This is a genomic window from Ruegeria sp. AF5 (assembly GCF_056541905.1).
Window position 1 is genome coordinate 70,587 of record NZ_JBQFYZ010000012.1, and the last position, 14,517, is coordinate 85,103.

General features: G+C 60.3%; 10 protein-coding genes. 4 read left to right on the plus strand and 6 right to left on the minus strand.

Annotated features, from left to right (window positions below):
• Positions 1-9 precede the first annotated feature (9 nt).
• Entirely contained in the window at positions 10-2,067 is a 2,058-nt protein-coding gene (pbpC, locus tag ACR0DS_RS15630; RefSeq protein WP_480560094.1) for a penicillin-binding protein 1C, read from the plus strand.
• Positions 2,068-2,087: 20 nt separating this feature from the next.
• Here the strand turns inward: pbpC and ACR0DS_RS15635 are convergent, their stop codons facing one another.
• Genes ACR0DS_RS15635 through ACR0DS_RS15650 form a run of 4 tightly spaced genes read right to left on the minus strand, consistent with a single transcriptional unit; the run spans position 2,088 to position 8,765 of the window.
• Positions 2,088-4,130, minus strand: coding sequence for a hypothetical protein (locus ACR0DS_RS15635; RefSeq protein WP_480482675.1), 2,043 nt, complete (start codon positions 4,128-4,130; stop codon positions 2,088-2,090).
• Entirely contained in the window at positions 4,127-6,889 is a 2,763-nt protein-coding gene (locus ACR0DS_RS15640; RefSeq protein ID WP_480560092.1) for a DUF4159 domain-containing protein, read from the minus strand. Before ACR0DS_RS15640 ends, ACR0DS_RS15635 begins: the two co-directional genes overlap by 4 nt.
• A complete protein-coding gene (locus ACR0DS_RS15645; RefSeq protein WP_267365920.1) occupies positions 6,886-7,761 on the minus strand; it encodes a DUF58 domain-containing protein in 876 nt (291 codons plus the stop codon). The genes ACR0DS_RS15640 and ACR0DS_RS15645 overlap by 4 nt, the downstream gene beginning before the upstream one ends.
• On the minus strand, positions 7,758-8,765 hold the full coding sequence (locus ACR0DS_RS15650; RefSeq protein ID WP_267365919.1) for an AAA family ATPase: 1,008 nt from the start codon (positions 8,763-8,765) through the stop codon (positions 7,758-7,760). Before ACR0DS_RS15650 ends, ACR0DS_RS15645 begins: the two co-directional genes overlap by 4 nt.
• A gap of 64 nt (positions 8,766-8,829) precedes the next feature.
• On the opposite strand from ACR0DS_RS15650, the gene ACR0DS_RS15655 reads away from it, so the two are divergent.
• Positions 8,830-9,405: a DUF1285 domain-containing protein gene (locus ACR0DS_RS15655; protein WP_480538452.1), complete on the plus strand. Its 576-nt coding sequence runs from the start codon at positions 8,830-8,832 to the stop codon at positions 9,403-9,405.
• Here ACR0DS_RS15655 and ACR0DS_RS15660 read toward each other — a convergent pair.
• On the minus strand, positions 9,388-10,332 hold the full coding sequence (locus tag ACR0DS_RS15660) for a DMT family transporter (RefSeq protein WP_480616833.1): 945 nt from the start codon (positions 10,330-10,332) through the stop codon (positions 9,388-9,390). The two genes, ACR0DS_RS15655 and ACR0DS_RS15660, sit on opposite strands and share 18 nt — an antisense overlap.
• Positions 10,333-10,510: 178 nt before the next feature.
• Here ACR0DS_RS15660 and ACR0DS_RS15665 point away from each other — a divergent pair, with 178 nt between their 5' ends.
• Both ACR0DS_RS15665 and ACR0DS_RS15670 read left to right on the plus strand, forming a co-directional pair.
• A complete protein-coding gene (locus tag ACR0DS_RS15665) occupies positions 10,511-11,275 on the plus strand; it encodes a hydroxypyruvate isomerase family protein (protein WP_480482667.1) in 765 nt (254 codons plus the stop codon).
• A 53-nt stretch (positions 11,276-11,328) separates the two neighbouring features.
• Positions 11,329-11,559, plus strand: coding sequence for a DUF2798 domain-containing protein (locus ACR0DS_RS15670; protein WP_480474477.1), 231 nt, complete (start codon positions 11,329-11,331; stop codon positions 11,557-11,559).
• Between the two features lie 43 nt (positions 11,560-11,602).
• On the opposite strand, the gene polA is transcribed toward ACR0DS_RS15670, so the two are convergent.
• Positions 11,603-14,404 carry a DNA polymerase I gene (polA, locus tag ACR0DS_RS15675; protein WP_480560088.1) on the minus strand — a complete coding sequence of 934 codons (2,802 nt, stop codon included), beginning with the start codon at positions 14,402-14,404 and terminating at the stop codon, positions 11,603-11,605.
• Positions 14,405-14,517: the final 113 nt, after the last annotated feature.

The following is a 14,517-nucleotide window of genomic DNA, read 5'->3' on the forward strand; positions in this document are numbered from 1 at the left end:
GCGGCTCTCATGCCTAGGGTGCCGCGCCTGTTATTTGCGCTGGCCGGTGCCCTCTATCTGGCGGCGTTGGCGCGGGATGGTGTCGACCGCTGGGTCGACGCCACGGTGCTGCCGCCCGTTCTGACTGAAACTTCGGTCGAGATGCGGGATCGTAACGGTGACCTCCTGCGTGTGTTTCCGGTTGCAAATGGCATCTGGAGGCTGCAGCCCGGCGCGGTCGATCCCAATTTCACCACCATGCTGGTCCGGTACGAAGACAAACGTTTCTGGACCCACGCGGGCGTGGACCCTGTCGCGTTACTGCGCGCAGCCGGGCAAAGCCTTTGGAATGGGCGCGCGGTTTCGGGCGGGTCAACCCTGACCATGCAGGTCGCGCGGCTGATCGAAGATGGATCGACCGGGCGTTGGAGTGGCAAATTTCGCCAGATTAGGGTCGCATTGGCGCTGGAACGGCAGCGGAGCAAGACACAGATCCTGAACCTCTACCTGACCCATGCCCCCTATGGCGGCAATCTGGAAGGTATCCGTGCCGGTGCCCGCGCCTGGTTCGGCAAAGAAGCAACCCGTTTGACCGCCGCACAGGCGGCCCTGCTGGTCGCTTTGCCGCAATCCCCGGAGGCGCGGCGCCCGGATCGCAGACCCGAGGCAGCCCAAATTGCCCGTGATCGGATTTTGCGCAGGTTGGAGCGCTACGGCGTATTGACCAAGGCTGAGACGCACGCAGCCCTGACGGAAACCATTCCTGATCGAATGATCCCGTTTCCGCGCCTTGCACCCCATCTGGCCGACCGCGTGAAAAGCCAAACCCGTGCAACCGGTGTATTTGATCTGACCCTGGATGCAGGGGTGCAAGCCCGGTTGGAAACTGTGGTCGCTCGGGCCGCCGCGCGCATCGGGCCGCGCGTGTCCGGTGCGCTGATCGTGGCAGATCATCGCGACGGTAAGATTTTGGCCTCGGTCGGGTCAGCCGGGTATCAGGATGCACGACAAGGGTTCGTGGATATGACCCAAGCCGTGCGGTCGCCCGGATCGACGCTGAAACCTCTGGTTTACGGGCTGGCACTCGATCAGGGGCTGGCCCATCCGGAAACCCTGATCAGCGATAGCCCGGTGATGTTCGGGCGTTACGCACCGCGAAACTTCGATGGCGTTTTCCGAGGCGATGTAAGGGTTCGGGACGCGCTGCAATTGTCGCTGAATATCCCTGTCGTGCGCCTGACGCACGAGCTGGGCCCTGCGCGCGTGATGGCAGCACTGCGGACAGCAGGATCAGAACCGCGCCTGAGCAGTGGTACACCCGGATTGGCAATATCCTTGGGTGGCGTCGGGCTGAGCCTGCATGATCTTGTGCAGATCTACGTGACGCTGGCCGCTGGTGGGCAAGGCCCGATTCTGCGCCATGACGCCCTGGCTGATGCACGGCTCACCTCTCGTGTTTTGTCCGAAACCTCAGCATGGCAGATTGCGGATATCCTATCCGGGATCACACCACCCACGGGCAGCACTTCAGGGGCGCTGGCCTTCAAAACGGGAACCTCTTATGGGCACCGCGATGCCTGGGCCATTGGCTTTGACGGGCAGCATGTCATCGGGGTCTGGCTGGGACGCGCGGATGGCACACCTGTTCCCGGCGCATTCGGAGGGGACGTTGCCGCGCCGCTTCTGACCGAGGCTTTCGGCCTGTTGAAACCCGAACTCACGCCCCTGCGCCCACCGCCGCCATCAACACTGTTGGTTGGCGCGGCGCAATTGCCACAACCGTTGCAACGTTTCCGGCCCCGCGCGGCGGCTTTCGAAACGGACCAAACCGCACCTGATCTGTTGTTTCCGCCAGAAAACGCTGTGTTAGAGACTTTCGGGAGCCCTCTGACGGTGAAACTACGCGGTGGTGTCGGGCCGTTTTCCGTTCTGACCAACGGCGTGCCTGTCTTGACCGGGCAACGGCAGCGAGAATTCGAAATTCCCAATCCCGGACCCGGATTTACCTCACTTGTGGTGGTGGATGCACAGGGTCAATCCGACCGGGCCTCGTTCCGGATCGACCAGAGCGCGCCCGGTTCCCGTTAAAGAACAGCAATGGGCCAGCGTTAACGCCGCCCTTCCCGCAGCCAACCGCCCAGCAGAAAGCCTCCAGCCAGCAGCAAGACAAGCCAGGGCGGCAGCAACCCGGCCTGCGTGACATCCCGCGTCTCATACGCGTTGCGTGGGGTCAGACCGATCCAACCCCGACCGGCGGCGGGGCGTCCGGCGCGTACGTTGCGGATCGACGGCAGCCCATCTTCCAACCGGATCACACCGCCCCGCAACCTGGCCAGCACCGGTTCAAGGACATCACCAGTCGCGATGGTGCGCTCGAACTCCTTCGGTGCAGCAGGGCCAAGGCCGATCACAGCCATGTGGTCGCCTTCCTGCAAACGATAAAGGCCGATCTCGGGGCCGTAATACTGCGCTTCAAACCGACCCGGAGAAACCTCTTTCAAAGTAATCTCCAACGTCTCGCCATTCGGCAAGGTGACTGTTACCGGGCCGACTTCTGTCCCGAGCGTCTGACGAATGATGCGCATGGACTGACCGTTGGCCTCGGCCCACAACGCCTCTTCTTCCAGTTCCGGTTCCTTCATCATCCAATGGGCCAGCCTGCGCAACAGCTCCAGCTGCGGACCCCCTCCTTCGAAGCCACGACTCCAAAGCCAGGCATGGTCAGACGCAAGCATCGCAACGCGCCCTTCGCCGACACGGTTCAGGACAAGCAGCGGACGATCCTCGACCCCGGTCATCAGCACGTCGCCCGAGCGATGTTTCACGTCGATCTGTCGCAACCACGCCCCCCAATCCTCGGATTCTCCAAGGTTGGTCGTGACCGGGTGACGATGCCCCAGATCACTGACCATCGGCACATATCGTTCCTCGATCACCCGCGCGGTTGGCTGAGCTGGCAGAACTGGCGCCAGGGGCGAGCGGAAGATGCTGTCGGCACCGGCGAAATCAGGTCCGGCGGCAACCAGGACCGCGCCGCCTTCGTTGATGTAGCTTGTGACATTGTCCAGATAGATCGCAGGCAGAATCCCGCGCCGCTTGTAGCGGTCAAAGATGATCAGGTCGAAATCGTTGATCTTTTCCAGAAACAACTCACGCGTCGGGAAGGCAATCAGCGACAGCTCGTCCACCGGCACACCATCCTGCTTTTCAGGCGGGCGCAGGATGGTGAAATGCACCAGATCAACAGAACTGTCGGATTTCAACAGGTTACGCCACGTGCGACCACCCGGATGCGGTTCACCCGAGACCAGCAGCACGCGCAGGCGGTCCCTTACGCCGTTCATCTGGATCAGGGCCGTGTTGTTGCGGTCGGTCAACTCGCCCTCAGCCTGAGGAACGGAAAACTGGATCACGTTGCGCCCGCCATGGGGCAATGTGACGGGCAGTTCGACATCGCGACCGATTGGAATGCTGAACTGCTCGGGCTCGCCCCCATCCACCGAAATTTCCAACGGTGCAGATGTTGCACCTGCGGGGGCAGCTCCGCTGTCTTCGACGCGCAGGGTCAAGGTCACCGATTCACCAATGATGGCGAAAGCAGGGGCGTTTCGGACAATAAGCCTGCGATCCCAGTCGCTTTCCCGCCCGGTTTGCAGCAGGTGCATCGGTGCGGGCAGATCCGGGGCCTGATCGACATCATGCACTATCCCGTCGGACACCACGAGGATACCGGCAATACGCGCACGCGGCTCTTCGGCCAGGGCCTCGTTCAGGGCTGCCATGATCTGCGTGCCCTCATCGCCTTCACCATCGCCGACCCGGATGCGGCGCAGTTCTGTATTGTCGCGTGCCTCGATCTCGGTGGCCAAATCCTCTGCGGCCATAGCCGTTTGTTCCACCCGGTCTGAAAGCGCCTGGCTGGCGCTTTCATCCTCGAACATCAGAACGATATCTGTCAGAGGTGCACGATCCTCGATCTGATAGACCGGGCCGGACAGCGCAGCGATGATCACCAGCGCCGCCAACCCACGCAAGGCCCATCCCGACAATCCACGCCACAAAGCCAGAACGACTCCGGCCACGGCAATCATACCCACGACAAGCAGCATCGCCCACGGGATCAGCGGATCGAAGATGACGGTTCCTGTCATTGTCCCAACCTGTCCAGAAGGGCGGGCACGTGAACCTGATCGGATTTGTAGTTCCCCGTCAGCACATGCATCACCAGATTGACACCAAAACGATTGGCCAACTCGCGTTGCCGTTCCCCGGCATAACCGCGCCCGACGGGCAACAGGGCCTGCCCGTTGCGATCCACCGCCCAGGCACCGGCCCAGTCATTGCCGCCGATGACCACCGGCGTCACATTGTCGTTCAGATTGCGGAAAGGCATCCCGTCGATCTGTTCTGCATCCAGCGGCGCGGCTTCAACCCAAACCTCGGTGCCTGAATATCGGCCCGGAAAATCCTGTAACAGGTAGAACGTGCGTGTCAGAACATGATCACGCGGAATCGGCTCTAATGCAGGGATATTCAGCGGTCCGGCCAGTTGTTGCAGTTTGCGGCCATTTGGGCTGGAGGCACCGAAACTGGCGATATCCGCATCACGTGTGTCAAACAGGATCATCCCTCCGGACCGCAGATAGGCGTTCAGCTTGACATAGGCCTCGGCTGAAGGTTGCGACTGGTTCGCTGAGATCGGCCAATAAAGCAACGGAAAGAACGCCAGCTCATCCCGTTCCAGATCAACACCGATGGGGTCTGCGGGTTCAACCGATGTGCGATAGAGCAGGGTTTGGCCAAGCCCGCGCAACCCGGCTTGCGCAATATCATCTACCTGCGCATCGCCAGTCAGGACATGCGCCAATACCAGTTCGTGGGTCGCAGCCAATGCAAACTCGGTGTCCTCGGGCGTTTGTGCGTGACCTTCGGGGACCAGCAGTAAACCGGCCAGCGCAGCGGCCGTCGTTCGGGCCAAACCCAACCTGCCCGACAAAGCAAGCGATGCAATAACATCGACTGTCAGCAAAATCAGTGCAAGGCTGAGCAACAGACCGCCCAGTGGCGTTTCCGTACTGACCTCCTGCCCTTTGATCGGCACATTCGCGGGCCAGACAACAGGGCGCAGCTGGGTTTCTTCCGAGACGACGTTCAACGCCAGCTTCTGCTTACCACTTTCATAAAGACCTGGGCGCAGTTCCGGCCCGATCTGACCCAATATCAGTTCAACCCCGTCGACACCTGCCAGGGTTCCGGCATCTGACAAGGTGCCAAACCCGTCCATGATTTGTACCGGCTCCCATGTTGTTCCCAGTAACTGAGCCTCTTGCCGGGACTTTGCGGCCGAAGCCACGGCCAGCCGATCCAGCATTTCAACGAACAGGCCCGACAGTGGCAGGCTCGACCATTCTGCATCGGCGGTCACATGGAACAACACCACCTGCCCCAACCCCAACACCTTACGAGTCACCAAAGGCGTGCCGTCAGACAGTGAGGCAATCACGCGATCCGCTAAGTTAGGGTCTGGTTGTGCCATGACCTGAGTGGAAACGACCACGTCATCAGGGATGTGCAGTCCATAGAAGGGCGAGGTTTCGGGGAATGGTGCCAAGGTCTTGGCCTCACCCCAGCTCATCGCGCCGCCGACAGATCGCCCACCGCTGCGCAGCCGTGCAGGCAGCAGGGTGTCTTCGGTGTCGCGCCCAAGATCGCTGGCCGCCATGCGCGGGCCGGCAAAGCGCAGCAACAAACCGCCCTGTTCGACCCATTCAATCAGGTCCGCCTTTTCAGGTTCCGACATCTGGGCCACATCTGACAGAACAATGACATCCGGGTTGGCGGGCAGAACCTCGGGTAGGCCACCATCGACGAAATCCGCCGTGGGGCTCAGGACCTGAGTCAGATAATGCAGGGGTGACAGCAGCTCCAGACCTTCGCGGTTCAAACTCCCGGCAATCAGCGCGACCTCGCGACGACGCAGGCTGTCATCGGTCAGGGTCACGGCCCCGGCAGACCTTTGGCCCTGGATTTCGAACCGCGTGATCCGCGCGCGGAGTTCGGATGGCAGCGCCAGATCGACCTGCGCCGAAGCGTTCCCGGCTTCCAGGGTCAGTTCCACTGAATGTAGCACACGCGCCGTTCCGGCCGGGTCGCGCCCTTGTGCCAATACTGTCACACGTTCCTCGGGTCCGGGGCCTGCGCGCTGCACTGTCAATTGGATCAACCCGTCCTGATAAGCGGCAGGCAGGATCGCCATGGGCCGGGACGCCGCCTGATAAACCACCACATCGCCACGAGCCTGCAAGCTGGAGACCAGCGCCGCATGATCCACATAATCCAGCCGGTCACTGAACCAATGGGTGTCAAACCCCCCATCAATTGAATTTAGTGCCGCAATGGCCTGTGCGATCTGAGGTTCGGTCGGCTGCCATGGGTTGGGCATCAATCCCGGCAAATGTCCCCGCCATGCCTCGGCCGCCTGAAAAACAGGTGTTTCCGGTTCGGTCAGGCGCAGGATAGCCACCGTGCGCCCTGCGCGACCGGCCTCGGTCAGTTGCGCATCGATCTGATCCAGCGTGGCCGACCATCGGGTCGCGCCTGCCCAACTGGCGTCCAACACCATCAGCAGCGGCCCGGACCCGATCTCATCCCGCGACGGGTTCAGAACCGGACCGGCCAGACCTATGATCACCGCCGCAGCTGCCAGCATCCGCAGCAGCAACAGCCACCACGGCGTGCGGTCCGAAACGCTTTCGTCATCCTTCAGGCCCAAGAGCAACGTCACCGCCGGGAACATCCGACGGATCGGCGCCGGCGGCACCGCGCGCAGGATCAGCCACAGGATCGGCAGGGTCAGAAGACCCAGCAGCACCCATGGAGCGGTAAAGCCGATGCCCGCCAGAACCGTCATCGCGTTCCCCCGTCCAGCGCACGATATATCCACAACAGAGCCGCTTGCGCGCTATCGCCCGTGTGATGCAGGCCCATTTGCCAGCCAGTCGCCCGGCAAAGCTGCGTCAGCGCATCCTTACGGTGGGCGAGGCGTTGCAGATAGCGGTCCCGCAGCTCTGCCGCCTTGAGCGTTTCGTGCCGGACGGACCCCCCGACGCTTTCGAAAATCGTACGCCCACGATAAGGAAATGTCTCTTCGCCCGGGTCCAGCACCTGAAGGATTACGCCGCGAACACCACGGTCTGCGGCTTTGGTCAGGGCCAGTTCAACTTCGTCCATTGGACCAAGAAAATCCGAAATGAACACGGCACGGGCATGCGGGATCATGGCGCGATGTTCAGGCGGGGCGTAATCCGTTTGATCATCCTCGGACCAGGCTTGCGCCAGCCGGATGATCTGCGCATTGCCACGCCGGGGTGGCAAGGTCGTGCCTGTCAGGCCAACACGCTCTCCACCGCGGACCAGCAGGATGGACGTTGCCAGTCCCAAAAGCCGGGCGCGATCTGCCTTGGTCGGCAACGATTTGTCGGACGCAAACCGCATCGACGCCCCCTGATCGACCCAAAGCATTACCGATTGCGCGATCTGCCATTCGCGTTCCCGCACATATTGCTGATCTCCACGCGCCGAGCGGCGGTGGTCGATCATCCGGCGACTGTCGCCGATCTGCGCTGGGCGGTATTGCCAGAAATCATCCCCCATGCCAGAGCGCCGCCGTCCATGGTCACCCAGCAGAACGGTACCCGCCAGATGCTCGGCCCGCGCCAAAAGGGGCGGCAGCCGCGATGCCTCGGCCTCGGATCTTTCGCGAAGGGTCAGCGCGGCATTCACGCTGCCGCCTCGGTCCGAATCAACCCGACAGCAGTCGAGTCGATCAGGTCGGCCAAACTGTCGCCGCGTGCCCGTGCCGCAAAGTTGAGAGCCATCCGGTGGCTAAGCACCGGGCGCGCCATGTCCAGCACATCCTCGGCATTGGGTGCCAGACGCCCCTGCAACATCGCACGTGCCCGAACCGTCATCATCAGCGCCTGCGCAGCGCGTGGCCCGGGACCCCACGCGACGGTTTCGGCAACCCGTTCGGATACACCCGCTTCTTCAGGGCGGAAGGCCCGCACCAGATCAAGGATCAGCTCGACAACCGAGTCCCCGACGGGCATCCGACGCAGCAGGACCTGCGCAGCCAGCAACTCTTCCTTGCTGAAAATCTGATGTGCTTCGTCTTCGTCAACACCGGTCGTGGCCAGCAGAATATCCCGCTCGGTCTGGCGGTCGGGGTATTCTACATCGATCTGCACAAGAAACCGGTCCAGCTGCGCTTCGGGCAGGGGATAGGTGCCTTCCTGTTCGATCGGGTTTTGCGTGGCCAGAACGTGGAATGGCACACCAAGGGAACGGTCCTCACCGGCTACTGTTACCGTACGTTCCTGCATCGCCTGCAGCAGCGCGGATTGCGTTCGCGGGCTTGCGCGGTTGATTTCATCCGCCATCAGCAGCTGACAGAAGATCGGGCCGGGAATGAAACGGAAATGACGGCTGCCATCATCGGCCGTATCCAACACCTCAGATCCAAGAATATCGGCTGGCATCAGGTCGGGCGTAAACTGAATGCGATTGCCATGCAGCCCCATCACCGTTGACAGGGTTTCAACCAGACGCGTCTTGCCCAAGCCCGGCAGACCGATCAGAAGGGCGTGACCACCGCACAAAAGCGCAGCCAGGGTCAGGTCAACGACCCTTTCCTGCCCGATGAAGCGGCGGGTGATCGAGGCCTTGGCCTCTTGCAGCTTGTTTTCCAGCGCTTCGATCTCGGCTACGAGGTCGGCAGGTTCGTTCATGACTTTCCCTTCCGTGGACGAATATGATTGAAGTGTATCGCGCTGAGAGGAAATGGCAAAAGCAATGAGCGGACAAAAACCTGTGAAACCCTCGCCCGACGGATTGGCCGCATCGGTAAAAGCCGCCAAAACCCGGGGTTTACCGCCCGTTCACCTGTGGAATCCTCCGTTTTGTGGCGATCTGGACATCCGTGTCGCAAAAGATGGTACATGGAGTTATTTAGGCTCGCCCATCAATCGGTTCGAGCTTGTGAAGCTTTTTTCCTCAATTCTTAAGAAAGAAGACGGGAAATATTATCTGGTTACTCCGGTTGAAAAGGTGGGAATCACTGTCGAGGACGCGCCGTTCATCGCCGTGGATTTCGAGCAAACCGGCGAAGGTCAGACGCAGAACCTGACCTTTCGCACACAAGTGGACGGCATCGCTGTTGCAGGGCCCGCTCATCCGATCCGGGTTGTTATTGATCCCGCAACAGAAGAACCGTCACCCTACATATTGATCCGCGCCAACCTCGAAGCCCGCATAGACCGCAAAAGTTTTTACCGCCTCGTCGAGATTGGCAGCCACCATGAGGGCTGGTTTGGTGTCTGGTCAGGTGGGCAATTCTTCCCGCTGATCCCTTCAGCCGATCTTGGCTGACCGTGGAGCGCGATCCTGGGCCAGCACGACGGCCAAGGCGACTACGCCCGCGCCCAGCGCACGGGTCCAGTTCCAGTCTTCCCCCAGCATCAGCATGATCAGCATCACGTAAAACGGGGCGATATTGATGTGAAACGAAGCCAGCGCCACGCCCAGCTTTCCCACGGCCGAGATGAACAACACTTGGCTGAGCCCCAGTGATATCAAGGCATAGATCCCAAGCATCCCCCATTGCTGCCCATCAATGGCGGCGGTTGGCAGCACATCCATGCCCAGCTGGGCCGCCCCAAAACTCAGCACTGCGGCCATGAGCAACCCACCGACGAAAGTAATTGTACAGCGCCCGATCTGACTGAGTTCGGGGAAGTCGCGCGCAGTGGCCATGCTGCCCCAGCAAAACAGGCCCGTTGCAAGGATCGCCAGAACCGCGCCCAGCCCCAGCTGTTCGGGCGCGGCGGTGCTGGTTGCAATCAGCCCACCCAGAACCGACACCAGAACACCCAACGCAAAGGTCCACTTCAGCCGTCGGGTTCCTGCCATCAGCTCCAGTACCGTTGCCAGCAAAGGCGCGCAGGATGCAATGATCGCGACTGTCACCGGGTCCGTCATTTTCTGCGCCACGATCAGCAGAAACATGGCAAAGCCAAAACCAAAGCCGCCGACAACCATCGCCCGGCCCCATCTGGCGCGTAACACTCTGCTGGGACCGTCCAGCAGAACCCAGACCGGTATCAAAACGGCAACCGCCAACACCAGGCGCGCGGTCAGCAATGCAACAGGGGGCCAGGTTTGCAGCAAAACTTCGGCCGCCGGGAACCCCGCCGCCCAGGTAATCATGGAGGCAACCGCCAACCCATTCCCTGACAACGCAGGGTTTCGGCCACCAGACATAGCGGTAGTTGCCCCGCGTACGGGTTCCGGGCTCATCGCCATTGGATTCGGACCTTTTGTTAATGCGGCACCCGTAATGACGCGCCGCGCTGTGCGGACCCTTGCTGATTCGGAGCAAGCGATCTGGTCGATTTTCGACAATCTGTCGTTTTCGATCCCTTCCCCGAAAATCATCCCTTGGTTATGGTCGGATCAACACAACCACTGACCGCTCATGCCCAGATTTGCTGCCAACCTTTCACTGCTATTTACCGAAATGCCTTACCTGGAGCGGTTTCAGGCTGCGTCAGATGCCGGGTTCACAGCGGTCGAGGTCTTGTTTCCTTACGACATCGCCGCGACGGAAACCCGCCGTGCCTTGCTTGCCAACGGGTTGGAGCTTGTGCTGATCAACGCGCCACCGCCCAACTACACCGGCGGTGCGCCGGGTTACGCCGCGATCCCCGACGGTCAATCGCGGTTCCAGTCGGACATTCGCCGTGTCCTGCGATATGCAAGGGTGCTACGCCCCGGCCTGATCCACATCATGTCCGGATACGCTACCGGGCCGGATGCATTGAGTTGTTTTGTGCAAAATCTGCAATGGGCCGCCGATTTCGCCCCACAGCAACAATTCACCATCGAGCCGCTCAACCCGGTTTCACAGCCCGGATATTTTTTGAACGATTACGATCTGGCAGCAGAGGTGCTCAACCAGGTGGATCGCCCGAATGTCGGCCTGCAATATGACAGCTTTCACGCCCATATGATCCATGGCGACGCGCTGGCTGTCTGGGACCGCTTTCATCCGCAGGTGGTCCATGCCCAAGTTGGCGCAGCCCCGGATCGCACGGAACCGGGTCGCGGACCAACGGATTTCAAGGCCTTGTTCTCGGCCATGGACGCGGCAGGTTATAGCGGCTGGATCAGCGCGGAATACACACCCTCAACTCAACGCACCTGCGACACACTCGACTGGATGCGGGACTTGCACTGGTAATTTTCATTCAGATACCGCACATCAAGGGCATTGCGACCATTAGGATGCCTGCCTTGATACCAGCCCGCTATGCCCGTGCCGTTTTCAGCCTGATCATGTCCGGCCTCATGTCCTTGATTGTAACGGGGATCGCGACGGTCAAAGCAATCGGGTTTAACCCCGGCACAGTTGGCGACTGGATGGCGTCCTGGGCATTTTGCTGGCCCATTGCCTTCACCGTAATCCTGCTGTTTGGCCCGTCCGTGCAACGAATGGTGAACCGTATGGTCAGGCCGCAGGGCTGACCCGCTGCAAGGACAGCCCGCCGAGGACTGATGAACAACGCCGCTAGTGCGCCTCAGCCCAGTTTGCACCCTTCCCGGCATCCACGACCAGCTTCACATCCAGTTTGACCGCAGGATCCGAAGCGCCCTCCATCACGTCTCGGGCCACGTCGATCACCTGATCCACTGCATCTTCGGCCACTTCGAACAGCAACTCGTCGTGAACCTGCAACAGCATCCTGGCAGGCAACCCGTTGATCGCATCGGGCATTCGCACCATCGCGCGCCGGATCACATCCGCCGCCGTACCTTGAATTGGCGCATTGATCGCTGCGCGGCGCGAGAACCCGGCATGTGGCCCTTTGGCATTGATCTCGGGCGTGTGAATCTTGCGCCCGAACAGGGTTTGCACATAGCCGTGCTCTTTCGCGAATTCGACTGTGTCGTCCATATAACGGCGAATGCCTGGGAAACGTTCGAAATAACGATCAATAAAGCCCTGCGCCTCGGCCCGCGGAATGCGCAGGTTTCGGGCCAGACCAAAGCCCGAGATGCCGTAGATCACACCGAAATTGATTGCCTTTGCCTGACGGCGGATATCAGGCGTCATCTCATCCAACGGCACATCAAACATCTCGGACGCGGTCATGGCGTGAATATCCAAACCGTCCGAAAATGCCTGTTTCAGAGCCGAAATATCGGCGATATGGGCCAGAATCCGCAACTCGATCTGGCTGTAGTCGAGGCTTACCAACACATTGCCCGGCTCGGCGATGAAAGCCTCACGAATACGCCGCCCTTCTTCTGTCCGCACCGGAATGTTTTGCAGGTTCGGATCGGTCGAGGCCAGACGCCCTGTATTTGCTCCGGTGATCGAATAAGACGTATGCACCCGACCTGTGTCGGGGTTGATATGGGTCTGCAGCGCGTCGGTGTAGGTCGATTTCAGCTTGCTCAGCTGCCGCCAGTCCAGAACACGGCGCGGCAGTTCATGCTCGGTTGCGAGGTCTTCCAGAATATCAGCGCCGGTCGAGTATTTGCCGGTCTTGCCTTTCTTGCCACCTTCCAGACCCATTTTGTCGAACAGGATTTCGCCCAGCTGAGCAGGCGACCCGACATTAAAGCTTCCTCCGGCCAGCTCGTGAATTTCAGCCTCTAACCCGGCCATTTTCTGGGCAAATGCGTTGGACATCCGGCTCAGGACATCACGGTCGACCTTGATGCCATGCATCTCCATCTCGGCCAGCACCGGCACAAGCGGCCGTTCCAGCGTCTCATAGACCGTGGTCACCTGCGCCCGGTGCAATTGCGGCTTGAACAGCTGCCACAAACGCAAGGTGATGTCCGCATCTTCGGCGGCATAAGCCGTGGCCTCGTCAATCGCGACCTTGTCGAAGGTAATTGCCGATTTTCCCGACCCCAGCAGCGGTTTGATCGGGATTGGTGTGTGGCCCAGATAACGCTCGGACAAGGTGTCCATCCCATGCCCATGCTCACCGCCATGCATGGCGTAGGACATCAGCATCGTATCGTCGATGGGTACCACGTCGATGCCATACCGCCTGAAGATCTTGGCATCATATTTCATGTTCTGCCCGATCTTGAGGACCGACAGGTCCTCGAGCATCGGTTTCAAAAGCCTCAGGGCCTCATCCAATTGCATCTGCCCTTCTGCCAAAGCATCCGAGCCAAACAGATCATCCGCTGATCCATCGCGGTGGGTCAACGGGATGTAACAGGCTTCTCCGGCCTCGACACACAGCGAAATACCCACCAGACCGGCAATCATCTCGTTCAGGCCCGTGGTCTCTGTGTCCACAGCAACCCAACCACGCTCATAGGCCTGGTCAATCCACTTTTGCAGGGCCGCTGCATCACGCACGCATTCGTATTTCGAGCTGTCAAACGGGATCACCTCGGCCTCGACCGCTTCCACCGCTGGCGCAGGGGCGTCGGCAATCACCGGAGCCTCAACCCCCAGCTTGTCAGCGATACGCTTGGTGAGGGTGCGGAACTCCATCTCAGCCAGAAACGCCAACAGCGTGTCCGCATCGGGGTCCTTCACTTCAAGGTCGTCCAAGGTGAAATCCAGCGGAGTATTCTCGTCCAGTTGAACCAGTTTCTTCGAAAGCTCGATCTGGTCTCGCATTTCGATCAGGGTCTGGCGGCGTTTAGGCTGCTTGATCTCATCTGCCCGGTCCAGCAGGGTCTCCAGATCGCCGAATTCGTTGATCAGCAAAGCCGCCGTCTTGACCCCGATTCCCGGCGCCCCCGGAACATTGTCGACGCTGTCACCGGCCAACGCCTGAACATCGACCACACGTTCCGGTCCGACCCCGAACTTCTCGACCACGCCATCCCGGTCAATGCGTTTGTTCTTCATCGCATCCAGCATTTCGACGCCGTCCCCGACCAACTGCATCAAGTCCTTGTCGGAACTCACGATGGTCACACGGCCACCTGCATCCCGCGCCTGAACGGCGAGCGTCGCAATGATGTCGTCAGCCTCATAACCCTCCATCTCCTTGCAGGCGATGTTGAACGCTTTTGTCGCCTCGCGGGTCAGCGGCATCTGTGGGCGCAAATCCTCGGGCATCGCCTCGCGGTTGGCCTTGTAGAGGTCATAAAGATCGTTCCGGAAAGTATGGGAACCCTTATCAAAGATCACCGCCACATGGGTCGGCGCATCTGCCCCGGTGTTTCCCTCGACATATTTCTGCAGCATGTTGCAAAAGCCCGAAACAGCCCCAATCGGCAACCCATCCGACTTGCGGGTCAGTGGCGGCAGCGCATGATAGGCCCGGAAAATAAAGGCCGATCCGTCGATCAGATGCAGGTGGCACCCTTTTCCGAAATTCGTGGTCATTACGCGCCCTCTCTGATCGTTTGCGAAAACACTAATGCCACGGGTGCAACGATAGAGCCACCCGCACCGCAGCCGCAAACTTCATCTTTTCATAAATACTCAATGCCCACTCA

Bases quoted from the DNA above. Each gene is read 5' to 3' on its own strand.
- pbpC (WP_480560094.1), top strand. From the start codon at position 10: ATGCCTAGGGTGCCGCGCCTGTTATTTGCGCTGGCCGGTGCCCTCTAT.
- ACR0DS_RS15635 (WP_480482675.1), bottom strand. From the start codon at position 4,130: ATGACAGGAACCGTCATCTTCGATCCGCTGATCCCGTGGGCGATGCTG.
- ACR0DS_RS15640 (WP_480560092.1), bottom strand. From the start codon at position 6,889: ATGACGGTTCTGGCGGGCATCGGCTTTACCGCTCCATGGGTGCTGCTG.
- ACR0DS_RS15650 (WP_267365919.1), bottom strand. From the start codon at position 8,765: ATGAACGAACCTGCCGACCTCGTAGCCGAGATCGAAGCGCTGGAAAAC.
- ACR0DS_RS15655 (WP_480538452.1), top strand. From the start codon at position 8,830: ATGAGCGGACAAAAACCTGTGAAACCCTCGCCCGACGGATTGGCCGCA.
- ACR0DS_RS15660 (WP_480616833.1), bottom strand. From the start codon at position 10,332: ATGAGCCCGGAACCCGTACGCGGGGCAACTACCGCTATGTCTGGTGGC.
- ACR0DS_RS15665 (WP_480482667.1), top strand. From the start codon at position 10,511: ATGCCCAGATTTGCTGCCAACCTTTCACTGCTATTTACCGAAATGCCT.
- polA (WP_480560088.1), bottom strand. From the start codon at position 14,404: ATGACCACGAATTTCGGAAAAGGGTGCCACCTGCATCTGATCGACGGA.